The sequence below is a fragment of the Nocardia sp. NPDC057227 genome, assembly GCF_042669725.1.
Taxonomy (GTDB): domain Bacteria; phylum Actinomycetota; class Actinomycetes; order Mycobacteriales; family Mycobacteriaceae; genus Nocardia; species Nocardia asteroides_A.
Genome location: NZ_JBHUXA010000032.1, coordinates 67,202 through 77,338, shown reverse-complemented (window position 1 = coordinate 77,338; position 10,137 = coordinate 67,202). Strand labels below are relative to the sequence as shown.

Genomic DNA, 10,137 nt, shown 5'->3' with positions numbered 1-10,137 from the left:
CCGCGAGCCACGCTCGCGGGGCGCCGTCTTGTGTGATAGACCACAGGCATGGTGAGCACCAGACGGTCGATCCGGAGCAGGCGGTCGCTGCTGTCCATTCGTTCCGAGGGGTCGATCCTGTCGATCGGCTCGGCCTACTCGATCCTGTCCGTCGGGAGCGTGGGGTCGGTGCTCTCGATCGGCTCGGTCGGGTCGTTCGGCTCGCTGCTCTCGTCCGGGTCGTTCCTCAGCCTCGGCTCGGCCTTCTCCGGGCTCTCCCGCTGGTCACTGCTCTCCTGGCGCGGGCTGCACGCCGAGCCGGAGCGCAGGCCGGTGCTGCGCGTCGTCCCCGACGCGGAGCCGGATCCGGTGCGGCACAGCCAGACCTAGCCCGGGATCACCACTGCCCGTACTGCGGGCGCAGGATGTGGTTCCGGTCGATGCCGACGCCGTCGATGGCGCGCTTGTCGATCTCGAACTGGTGCAGGTGCGCGGCGGGGTGCACGAAGCCCTTCGGCGTGCCCCAGTCGTGCTGCCAGAACCAGGTCGCCAGCCCGGCCACCCTGGCCAGCTCGATGGTCGGCGCGTTGGCGTAGATGCCGGTGTTGCGCTTGCCGACCACGCCGTTCCAGCCGAGCAGGTAGGGCGCGATCAGGGTGGCGAACTCGACCGCGGTGGGGTTGTCGTCGATGGCGGCGTAGATCGGCCGGTCCTCCGCCCCGCCCGCCTCGCGGTGCAGCTCCAGCCCGCGCTCGGCGTGTTCGCGCCCGGCCGCGAGGCCGCCGCGCCAGTCCGCCGTCGGGCCCTTGCCGAACTGGTAGCAGGAGACGATCTCCAGCCCGGCGTCCCGCAGCTCGGCCACCTCGCCGGAGAGCAACGGCTTGCCCGCCATCCATTCGGCGCCCGGCCTGCGGTCGGAGACATACCGGATGACGCCGGCGTGCCCGGCCTCCGCGATGGCCTCGGCCGAGGGAACACCGCCGGAGTAGTCGATCAGGGTGCCGAGCGGGGCGGCGGCGGCGCCGGGGGCGCGCATGCCGACCGCGGCGACGGCGGCACCGGCGGCCGCGAGACCGAACAGGCCGCGACGGGAAAGGGCAGCGGAGGACGAGCACATCGCAGGACTCCTTCGTGACCCCCCGTGCACCCTGTCGAACTCGAAAGAACAGCGTGCCCGGCGCACCTTCCCCTGGTCACACGCGCCGGGAGCCTCGAACGTGGACTCATTTCACCACAACCCCACGCGAACCGCCAGACTCATGGACAACACCGGTCACAGCGGCGTCAGACGGCCTTCCCGATCCGCGCGCCGACGTCGATCACCCGGCCGGAGCCCGAGGTGAGTTCCTTGCGGATCACCGCCGCGACCTGCGCGACCACCTGCTTGCGGATCTTCGCGAGCGCGCCGAGCGTCGCCGCCCGCACCCCTTCGGCGGCGAGCTCCAGCCGGATCTCGGCCGGGTCCGGCGGGTCGACGTCGATGACGAGCAGCAGCGGGTCGGCGGCACGGGCGGCCAGCACCAGCGGCACCTCCAGCTCGGCCCGGTACCGGTTGGCCTTGAGCACGTCGACGGTGATGTCGAGGGCGACCGGGAGGGTGATGTCGTAGACCACCGGCTCGATATGGCCGGGTGCGGGCTCGCGGGGGCGCAGCGTCGGCAGCCGGACGGCGCCGCGCACGGTCACCGTCGCCCGGCGGCCCGGGCCGGTGCGCAGCGGCCCGATCTCGATCGGCCTGCCCGCCAGCCGCTCCGCCAGCACCGCGTTCACCCGCTCCGGGGTGACCAGCAGCGGGAAGAAGCGCCTGCCGAACTCGGCGTAGTCGATCCAGTCGAAGGCCCATTCCGTCTCGGCCCTGCGGCGGTGCGCGGATTCGGTGCCCGCGACGATGGCCTCGATGTCGAAGACCCGGCGGCGGCGGGTCTGCGGGTCGGCGAGCATGGGGTTCACCCGGTTGGCGACCTCGCGCTGCACGACGCCCGCGATGGGGTCGAGCAGCATCTCGTTCACCGCGTCGCCCGCTTGGGTGCGCAGCACGACGCTGACGTCGTCGGGGCGGATGGCGGGGATGTCGATGACCACGAGCAGCGGGCTCGCGGTGCGGGCGTGCAGCGCGATCTCCACCGAGACCACGGCCTCCAACCGCAGCTTGCGCCCGCCCAGCAGCGCCTTGAGCGCCAGCGAGACCGGAACCGTCACGGTGTAGTGCACGTGCGGGCCGTGCCGGACGATCCGCGGCTCCCCCACCTTGCCCTCGGCCACGAACCCGGCGAGCCCGGCCGGACCGAGCTTGAACGGCCCGAAGGTGATCTTGCGCCCGGTGACCCCGGCGACCGCGGCGGCCACCCGCTCCTCGGTGACGGCGTGCGCGACGAAACGCTCCCCGAACTCGGCGTACTCCAGCCACTCCTGCTCGGGCACCGGCTCCGCGCGCAAGGCCGGGGCCTGCGGTGTCTCGTCGGTCGGTCGCATCTCGTTCTTCCGAAAAACCTCGAGCTGGGCAGCGGACACAGCACACGCTACGCGACGAGAGAGGAGCCCTGTCCTGCCGATGAGGGGGAGGCAGGACAGGGCCCGCGAACGACGCTGCCGGGCGCCGCGCTCCCATCGTAAGCCCCCCGCGCCGAAACGCCACCCCCGCATTGCCCATTCAGGTTGAGCGGCAACAGTTTTGCTCGGCCCGACCGGAACCCCCCGCGGCGCACCGACCACGGCCGGAACGCGAAACGCGCCGCACCCGGCGCGCGGAACGCCCGCTTCGCGACCTCGCAGGGGTTAGTCTGCAACGCAACACCGGGCCGTGGGAGGCAATCCTGGACACCTTGTGGACCTTCGTGGTGAACCGGCGCGCGCAGCTGCTCACCGATTCCTATCTGCATGTCTCGGCGGTGGTGCAGTCGGTTTTCCTGGCCACCCTGATCGCGGTGCTGATCGGGATCCTGGTGTATCGCAGCCCGTTCGGTTCCTCGGTGGCGACGGCGCTGGCCAGCGCCGTCCTCACCATTCCGTCCTTCGCGCTGCTCGGGCTGCTGATTCCGATCTTCGGCCTCGGCGTCGCGCCCACCGTGATCGCGCTGGTGCTCTACGCGCTGCTGCCGATCCTGCGCAATACGATCGTCGGGCTGGCGGCGGTGGATCCCGCCGTCACCGACGCGGCCCGCGGCGTCGGGATGAACTCGCTGCGGGTGCTCACCCGGATCGAGCTGCCATTGGCCTGGCCCGCCATTCTCGCAGGCATGCGGGTCAGCACCCAGATGATCATGGGAATCCTCGCCATCGCGGCGTACGCCAAGGGCCCCGGCCTCGGCAACCTGATCTTCTCCGGGCTGGCCAGGCTCGGCAGCCCGACCGCCGTGCCGATGGCGCTGACCGGCACCGTGCTGATCGTGATCCTGGCCCTGCTGCTCGACGGGATCCTCGTCCTCGTCGGACGACTCACCATCTCGAGGGGAACGACGTGACCGACACCGACCTGCACAAGTCCGCGGGCACCGACGCGGTCTCCGGCGTCGAGATCGTGCTCGACTCGGTGACCAAGCGGTACCCCGGCAGCGAGAAGCCCGCGGTCGACAATGTCTCGATGACGCTGCCGCCCGGCGAGATCGTGGTCTTCGTCGGCCCGTCCGGCTGCGGCAAGACCACAACGATGCGGATGATCAACCGGCTGATCGAGCCCACCTCGGGGAAGATCACCATCGGTGGCGAGGACGCGCTGAAGATCAACGGCGACCAGCTGCGCCGCAAGATCGGCTACGCCATCCAGCAGTCCGGGCTCTTCCCGCACCTCACCGTCGCCAAGAACATCGCGACCGTGCCCGGGCTGCTCGGCTGGGACAAGAAGCGGATCGCGGCCCGGGTCGAGGAGATGCTCGACCTGGTCGGGCTGGACGCCGCGACCTTCCGCGACCGCTACCCGCGCCAGCTCTCCGGCGGCCAGCAGCAGCGCGTCGGGGTGGCCCGTGCGCTCGCCGCCGACCCGCCGGTGCTGCTGATGGACGAGCCGTTCGGCGCGGTCGACCCGATCACCCGCGGCTTCCTGCAGGACGAGCTGCTCCGGCTGCAGTCCGAGCTGCACAAGACCATCGTCTTCGTCACCCACGACTTCGCCGAGGCGGTCAAGCTGGGCGATCGGATCGCAGTGCTCGGCAATCAGTCCCGCATCCTGCAGTACGACACCCCCGAAGCCATCCTGGCCGCGCCCGCCGACGACACCGTCGCCGGCTTCGTCGGCGCCGGCGCCGGGCTGCGGCAGCTCACGCTCACCCGGGTGAGCGATATCGAGCTGCACCCCACCCCGGCGGCGCTGGAGACCGACGACATCGCCGGGCTCCGCGCCGAGCTGGCCCGCAGCGGGGACTCCCTGGCGCTCGTGCTCGACGAGCGGCGCAGGCCGCTGCGCTGGGTCACCGCCGACCAGCTGGACCGCGCCGCCTCGCTCGCCGCGGTGGGCACCCCGGTGGCCGACTGGGTCGCGCGCCGCTCGACGCTGCAGGACGCGCTGGAGGCGCTGCTCGCCGAGCCGACCGCGACCGCCATCGTCACCGGCGACCGGAACGAGTACCTCGGCACCATCGCGGTCGACACGCTGGTCTCACACCTCGCCACGGTGCGGCACGCGGCCGAGTCGCCGGAGCACGAGGCCGCCAAGCCCGCAGCGGGCAACGCGGAGCCGACCGGCGGAAGTTCGGAGCCGGCGTGAGCACCGCGACCTCGACCGGTGCCGAGCGCAGGGCCGAGCGGCTGCGGCTACTCGCCCAGCCGCTGCTGGTCGCGCTCCTCGTCGCGGGAGTGCTGATCTGGGCCTTCAACCGGGATCTCACCGCGACCCAGGAGGCGAGCGTCAATGTCTCCAATGTCGCCACCGTGACCTGGCAGCACATCCTGATCACCGTGACCGTCGTGCTGATCGTGGTCGCGCTGGCGGTGCCGATCGGCACCCTGGTCACCCGGCCCGGCTGGCGCAGGCTGGCACCGGTCTTCGTCGGGATCGCCAATATCGGCGCGGCGGCTCCGGCGATCGGCCTGATCGTGCTCTTCTACCTGGTCACCAGCACCACCGGGTTCTGGATCGGGGTGGCGCCGATCGCCTTCTACTCGCTGCTCCCGGTGCTGCGGAACACCATCCTCGGCTACCAGCAGGTCGATCCGGCGGTCGTGGACGCGGGCCGCGGGCAGGGCATGTCGCAGTGGGCCGTGCTGCGGCGCATCGAGTTCCCGCTCGCCATTCCGTACATCCTGGCCGGGCTGCGCACCTCGCTGGTGCTCGCGGTCGGAACCGCGACGCTCTCCTTCCTGGTCAGCGCGGGCGGGCTCGGCATTCTCATCGACACCGGCTACAAGCTGCGGGACAACGTCACCCTGGTGCTCGGCGCGGTGCTCGCGGTCGCGCTGGCGCTGCTGGTGGACTGGCTCGGCGCGCTGGCCGAGCAGTACCTGGGGCCCAAGGGCCTGCGGTGACGGGGAGCCGCTGTACGCGGCGGGGGCTCGGCGCGCTCCTGGCGGCGGCGGTCCTGGCGCTGACCGGGTGCGGGCTGGAGTCCGGCGGCGCGGTGCCGCTGAGCGTCGGGCCGGGCAGCATTCGGCCGGTGCCCGCGCTCGAGGGGGTCGCGGTGACCGTCGGCTCCAAGGACTTCACCGAGCAGCTGATCCTCGGCTACATCATCGAGTTCGCGCTCACCGCGGCCGGGATGGAGGTCCGCGACCTGACCAATATCCAGGGCTCGAACAGCCTGCGCGACTCCCAGCTCAACGACCAGATCGACATCGCCTTCGACTACACCGGCACCGGCTGGATCAACTACCTCGGCAACGAGAAGCCGATCCCGGATTCGCAGGGCCAGTTCGAGGCGGTGCGCGACGCCGATCTCGCCGCCAACGGCATGCGCTGGGCCGCGATGGCCCCGGTGAACAACACCTACGCGCTGATCACCAGCGCGGCATACGCGCAGCAGACCGGGGTGCGCAGCCTCTCCGACTACGCGAAGCTGCTCAACGCCGACCCCGGCGCCGCCGTGACCTGCGTCGGCACCGAGTTCAACGTCCGGCAGGACGGCTACCCCGGCATGGCGAAGGCATACGGCATCGACAACGGCAGCGCGCCCAAGCAGATCGTGCAGGACGCGGTGGTCTACAGCGCGGTCGCCGACGGCGGCTCCTGCCGGTTCGGCTCGGTGGCGGCCACCGACGGCCGCATCCCGGCGCTCGACCTGCTGCTGCTCGCCGACGACCGCGCCTTCTTCCCCAAGTACAACGCCGCCCTGGTGATGACCGACGCCTACGCCGCCGAGCACCCCGAGGTGATCACCGTGCTGGAGCCGATAACGACGCTGCTCACCAACGAGTCGGTGACCGAGCTGAACCGGCTGGTCGACGTGGAGGGCAGGGAGCCCGCCGAGGTGGCGCGGGACTGGATGGTCGAGCAGGGCTTCGTCACGAAGGGGTAGCGGCGTCCGCCGTACGCTTCATCGGGATGCAGGCGGTGATCAGCACCGCCAGCGCGGCCGCGGCGACCGAGATGTAGAAGGTCAGCAGGAAGCCGTCCCGCGAGGGCAGCTGGTGCCCGCCCAGGTCCATCGTCATGTGCGCGAGTACCACGCTCATCACCGCCGCCGAGGTCGAGGTGCCGATGGCGCGCATGAGCGCGTTCAGGCCGTTGGCCGCGCCGGTCTCGCTGATCGGCACCGCGCCCATGATCAGCGCGGGCATGGCCGCGTAGGCCAGCCCGATACCGGCCGCCACGATGCTCGCGGCCAGCACGATCTGCCAGACCGCGCCCATCCAGAACGCCGCGCTCAGGTAGCCGAGACCGACCACCGTCGCGCCGAGCCCGAGCGTCAGCTTCGGGCTGCGCGCCGCCGAGATTCGCGCCGAGACCGGCGAGAGCAGCAGCATCATCAACCCGCCCGGCGCGAGCGCCAGCCCCGCGGCGACCATGGAGAGGCCGAAGCCGTAGCCGGTGGCCTCCGGCGCCATGAGCAGCTGCGGGAAGGTCAGCGACATGCCGTAGAGCGCGAAGCCGATCGCGATCGATGCCAGGTTGGTGAGCAGCACCCGGGGGCGCGCGGAGACCCGCAGGTCGACCAGCGGCGCCTTCCGGCGCAGCTCGTACCAGCCGAAGACGAGCCCGGCGACCAGCGCGAGCGCGAGCAGCCCGAGGGTGCTGCCGCTGCTCCAGCCCCAGTCGGTGCCCTTGGTGATGGCGACGAGCAGCGCGACCAGCGTCACGGCGAGCCCGATGGCACCGAGGAAGTCGAAGGGGGCGGGCGTGCGCACCGCCGACTCCGGCACCAGCAGGAAGACCAGCACCGCGCAGAGCGCGCCGAGCCCGGCCGAGGTCCAGAAGAGCACGTGCCAGTCCGCGTTCTGCGCGATCACCGCGGCGAGCGGGAGCCCGACGGCGCCGCCGACGCCGAGCGTCGCGCTCATCACCGCGATGGCCGAGCCGACCCGCTGCGGCGGCAGCTCGTCGCGCAGGATGCTGATGCCGAGCGGAATCGCACCGCTGGCCGCGCCCTGCAGCGCCCGGCCGACGATCTCCGGCCCGAGCGAGGAGGAGAGCGCACACACCAGCGACCCGGCGACCAGCAGGAACAGCGTCAGCAGCAGGATCCGCCGCTTGCCGAACATGTCGCCGAGCCTGCCGCTGATCGGCATCATCACCGCGCCGGCCAGCAGCGTGGCGGTGATGACCCAGGAGGCGTTGGTCGGCGAGGTGCCGAGCAGCCCGGGCAGCAGCGGAACGATCGGGATGACCAGGGTCTGCATGAGCGAGACCACGACGCCGACCATGCTCAGCGTGGCGATCAGGACGGCGGGCGGCGGCAGGCGACGCTCGCCGCTGAGTGACCCGGTGTCGGGTTCGGCGGTGATACTCACATGTGCACGGTACACACCATGTGCATCGTGCACAATTTGGCGCTCCCCCGGTCCTGGGACATAGTGGTCGAATGTCCGATTCCGGTTCCGGTGAGTACGACGCCGTCGAACGGCTCTCGTTCGAGCTGACCCTGCTCTCCCGGCATTACACCGGCGCCACCCCGCGACGCGCGGGGCACCAGCTGGAGCGCTCGGCCTTCCTCATCCTGACCCGGCTGGAGCTGGAGCACGCGCTCAGCCTGCGCGAGCTCGCCGAGGCGTTCCGGCTCGACATCTCGACGCTGAACCGCCAGGTGGCGGCGATGTCCAGGCAGCAGCTCGTGGTGCGGGTTCCGGACCCGGACGGCGGGGTGGCGCGCAAGGTGCGGGCCAGCGCCAAGGGGCTGGAGCTGCTCGCCGCCGACCGCGCGCTCGCGCACGAGGGGCTGCGAACGGTGGTCTCCGAGTGGCCGGAGGCCGACCTGGCCCAGCTCGGCGCGCTGATCTCCCGGTTCAACCGGGATATCGAGCAGCGCGAAGAGAATCCGTGGCCGCGCCCCGCCGCCGATTCCGTCGCCGAACCAGGTCAGCGACCGTAAATTCTTCGCCGCCCGGCGAAAACCTCCCGCTCGCTTCGGATCCGCCGCGGACAGCACCGTTTCGGATCGCGTTGGCGAGGCATTCCCGTTCTCGACACATCGGGTTCGGCAAAGGAGGAATCGGGTGTCTGCTGGAGTGTTGGCCATCGTGGTACTCGTGGTGATCGTCGCCGCGGCCGGGATCGCCCTATTGGTGCGGCCCGCGCTGCGGAGCAACAAGCTGAAGCGCAGATTCGGCCCCGAGTACGACCGCGTGGTGACCGCGGCGCCGGACAAGCGCAGCGGCGAGCACGAACTACTGGACCGCGAACGCAAGCACGCGGAGCTCGAACTGCGGCCGCTGGAGCCCGCGCGCACCGCGAAGTACTCCGAGCGCTGGAACGGCGTGCAGGAGCAGTTCGTGGACGACCCGGCCGGCGCGGTGCGCGAGGCCGACCGCCTGGTGACCGAGGTGATGGCCGAACGCGGCTACCCCACCGGCGAGTACGAGGAGCAGGCCGCGCACCTCTCGGTGCGGCACACCGCAGTGCTCGAGCACTACCGGAAGGGCCACGAGATCGCCGGCCGCGACGCCTCCACCGAGGATCAGCGCACCGCCATCGTGCACTTCCGCGAAATCTTCCGTGACCTGCTCGACGATGGCCAATACAGCACCAAGGACGTGAACGCATGAGCACCGACCAGAACAGCACCCGCGACCGGGACCAGGTCCGGATCAGCGGAGGGCCGGGGGCGCCCGGCGAATCCACCGCGGTCACCGAGCCCTCGGCGAGCGCGCACGACGCGACGCGGGATGATGTCGACGGCCACGAGCCGCACGCCGGCGAGCGGCACGCGCCGACCGACCCCGGCACCGACGGAACGCACACCGCGTCGGATACCGACCTGACGCACACCCCGTCGGATACCGATCGGGCGCACACCGCGTCGGATACCGACGGGACGCACACCGCGTCCGATTTCGATGCGACGCACACCGGGTCGGATACCGACAGGACGCACAGCGCGACGCATACCGATGGGACGCACAGCCCGACGCATACCGACGGGACGCACACCGCGTCCGATTTCGATGCGACACACGACAAGTCGCACTCCACCGTGGTGACGGACGATGCGGCGACCGCGGACGGACTGTCCGGCAAGCCGACGATCACGGCAGGCCCCGCCGCCTCCGGCGACCACCACAGCGACCACGACACCACCCCGGACCTCGACGCGGAGCCGCACTCCGCCACGGTCTCCCGCGAGCCCGCCGTCCCGGCCACCACCGCGACGACTCCGCAGTCCGCGGACACCGCCGACAAGCCGTTCTTCGACCGCGACCTGCTCGACGTCCTGGAGACCCGCTGGAAGGAAGTCCAGGGCTCCTTCGTCGACAACCCGCACGACGCCGTCACCAGGGCCGACCTGCTCGTGGCCGAGACCGTCGAGCAGATCACCACCCGCTGGTCCGAGCGCCAGCAGCAACTGCAGGGCCGCTGGTCCCGCGGCACCGACGGCGACACCGAGGACCTGCGCCAGGCGCTGCGCGAGTACCGCGACTTCTTCCAGAAGCTGCTCACGCTCGGCAACTGACCGACGCTCGAAGCACCGGCCCGCGAATCCGATTCGCGGGCCGGTGCTTTCGTCATTCCCGCAGCAGTTCGTGTCGACGCGCTCCGCCGTCCCGGTGAGCAGCGTGCCGATGAGCGCTTCGCCGATG

11 protein-coding genes are annotated in these 10,137 nt (G+C 71.2%); 8 read left to right on the top strand and 3 right to left on the bottom strand.

What is annotated here, in order from left to right; genetic code table 11:
• Positions 1–48: 48 nt before the first annotated feature.
• Positions 49–369, top strand: coding sequence for a hypothetical protein (locus ACFUJ1_RS30795; RefSeq protein WP_378650821.1), 321 nt, complete (start codon positions 49–51; stop codon positions 367–369).
• 7 nt (positions 370–376) lie between these two features.
• On the opposite strand, the gene ACFUJ1_RS30790 is transcribed toward ACFUJ1_RS30795, so the two are convergent.
• Together ACFUJ1_RS30790 and ACFUJ1_RS30785 are read right to left on the bottom strand one after the other, a co-directional pair.
• Complete coding sequence (locus ACFUJ1_RS30790; RefSeq protein ID WP_378650820.1) at positions 377–1,096, bottom strand: DUF1906 domain-containing protein; 720 nt, start codon at positions 1,094–1,096, stop codon at positions 377–379.
• Between the two features lie 167 nt (positions 1,097–1,263).
• On the bottom strand, positions 1,264–2,451 hold the full coding sequence (locus ACFUJ1_RS30785) for a hypothetical protein (protein ID WP_378650819.1): 1,188 nt from the start codon (positions 2,449–2,451) through the stop codon (positions 1,264–1,266).
• 341 nt (positions 2,452–2,792) lie between these two features.
• Between ACFUJ1_RS30785 and ACFUJ1_RS30780 the strand changes: the two genes are divergently transcribed.
• Genes ACFUJ1_RS30780 through ACFUJ1_RS30765 form a run of 4 tightly spaced genes read left to right on the top strand, consistent with a single transcriptional unit; the run spans position 2,793 to position 6,422 of the window.
• Complete coding sequence (locus ACFUJ1_RS30780) at positions 2,793–3,440, top strand: ABC transporter permease (protein WP_378650825.1); 648 nt, start codon at positions 2,793–2,795, stop codon at positions 3,438–3,440.
• Positions 3,437–4,678, top strand: coding sequence for an ABC transporter ATP-binding protein (locus ACFUJ1_RS30775; protein WP_378650818.1), 1,242 nt, complete (start codon positions 3,437–3,439; stop codon positions 4,676–4,678). Before ACFUJ1_RS30780 ends, ACFUJ1_RS30775 begins: the two co-directional genes overlap by 4 nt.
• Positions 4,675–5,436 (top strand): ABC transporter permease, encoded by a 762-nt coding sequence (locus tag ACFUJ1_RS30770; protein ID WP_378650817.1) that lies wholly within the window; start codon positions 4,675–4,677, stop codon positions 5,434–5,436. The genes ACFUJ1_RS30775 and ACFUJ1_RS30770 overlap by 4 nt, the downstream gene beginning before the upstream one ends.
• Positions 5,433–6,422, top strand: a complete 990-nt coding sequence (locus tag ACFUJ1_RS30765) for a glycine betaine ABC transporter substrate-binding protein (RefSeq protein ID WP_378650816.1) — start codon at positions 5,433–5,435, stop codon at positions 6,420–6,422. The genes ACFUJ1_RS30770 and ACFUJ1_RS30765 overlap by 4 nt, the downstream gene beginning before the upstream one ends.
• On the opposite strand, the gene ACFUJ1_RS30760 is transcribed toward ACFUJ1_RS30765, so the two are convergent.
• A complete protein-coding gene (locus tag ACFUJ1_RS30760) occupies positions 6,409–7,767 on the bottom strand; it encodes an MFS transporter (protein ID WP_378650824.1) in 1,359 nt (452 codons plus the stop codon). The genes ACFUJ1_RS30765 and ACFUJ1_RS30760 overlap by 14 nt on opposite strands.
• Before the next feature lie 158 nt (positions 7,768–7,925).
• Here ACFUJ1_RS30760 and ACFUJ1_RS30755 point away from each other — a divergent pair, with 158 nt between their 5' ends.
• From ACFUJ1_RS30755 to ACFUJ1_RS30745, 3 genes are all read left to right on the top strand, one after another.
• On the top strand, positions 7,926–8,432 hold the full coding sequence (locus ACFUJ1_RS30755; protein ID WP_378650815.1) for a MarR family winged helix-turn-helix transcriptional regulator: 507 nt from the start codon (positions 7,926–7,928) through the stop codon (positions 8,430–8,432).
• Between the two features lie 124 nt (positions 8,433–8,556).
• A complete protein-coding gene (locus ACFUJ1_RS30750; RefSeq protein ID WP_378650814.1) occupies positions 8,557–9,105 on the top strand; it encodes a hypothetical protein in 549 nt (182 codons plus the stop codon).
• A complete protein-coding gene (locus ACFUJ1_RS30745) occupies positions 9,102–10,010 on the top strand; it encodes a hypothetical protein (protein WP_378650813.1) in 909 nt (302 codons plus the stop codon). The genes ACFUJ1_RS30750 and ACFUJ1_RS30745 overlap by 4 nt, the downstream gene beginning before the upstream one ends.
• Positions 10,011–10,137: the final 127 nt, after the last annotated feature.

Excerpts from the sequence above, each read along its gene's own strand:
- ACFUJ1_RS30795 (WP_378650821.1), top strand. The coding sequence starts at position 49 with ATGGTGAGCACCAGACGGTCGATCCGGAGCAGGCGGTCGCTGCTGTCC.
- ACFUJ1_RS30790 (WP_378650820.1), bottom strand. The coding sequence starts at position 1,096 with ATGTGCTCGTCCTCCGCTGCCCTTTCCCGTCGCGGCCTGTTCGGTCTC.
- ACFUJ1_RS30785 (WP_378650819.1), bottom strand. The coding sequence starts at position 2,451 with ATGCGACCGACCGACGAGACACCGCAGGCCCCGGCCTTGCGCGCGGAG.
- ACFUJ1_RS30760 (WP_378650824.1), bottom strand. The coding sequence starts at position 7,767 with ATGGTCGGCGTCGTGGTCTCGCTCATGCAGACCCTGGTCATCCCGATC.
- ACFUJ1_RS30755 (WP_378650815.1), top strand. The coding sequence starts at position 7,926 with ATGTCCGATTCCGGTTCCGGTGAGTACGACGCCGTCGAACGGCTCTCG.
- ACFUJ1_RS30745 (WP_378650813.1), top strand. The coding sequence starts at position 9,102 with ATGAGCACCGACCAGAACAGCACCCGCGACCGGGACCAGGTCCGGATC.